1 protein-coding gene is annotated in these 497 nt (G+C 60.2%); it reads left to right on the top strand.

Going from position 1 to position 497, the window contains the following annotated elements:
* Window positions 1–497 (top strand): EF-Tu C-terminal domain-related protein (locus ACYP33_RS05275; protein WP_459620194.1); only part of this gene is annotated, 497 nt, incomplete at both ends.

The following is a 497-nucleotide window of genomic DNA, read 5'->3' as shown; positions in this document are numbered from 1 at the left end:
GTTGACGGCCTGTTCCTGATGCCGGTGGAAGACGTGTTCTCGATCTCGGGTCGCGGCACGGTGGTGACGGGTCGTATCGAACGCGGCATCGTGAAGGTCGGCGAAGAACTCGAAATCGTCGGCATCAAGGACACCGTGAAGACGACCTGCACGGGCGTCGAAATGTTCCGCAAGCTGCTGGACCAAGGTCAAGCAGGCGACAACGTCGGTATCCTGCTGCGCGGCACGAAGCGTGAAGACGTGGAGCGTGGTCAAGTTCTGGCGAAGCCGGGCTCGATCAAGCCGCACACGCACTTCACGGCTGAAGTGTACGTGCTGAGCAAGGACGAAGGCGGCCGTCACACGCCGTTCTTCAACAACTACCGTCCGCAGTTCTACTTCCGTACGACGGACGTGACGGGCTCGATCGAACTGCCGAAGGACAAGGAAATGGTCATGCCGGGCGACAACGTGTCGATCACGGTGAAGCTGATCGCTCCGATCGCCATGGAAGAAGG

The organism is Burkholderia sp. 3C, assembly GCF_054589155.1.
This window is presented reverse-complemented; position numbering and strand designations above follow the sequence as displayed.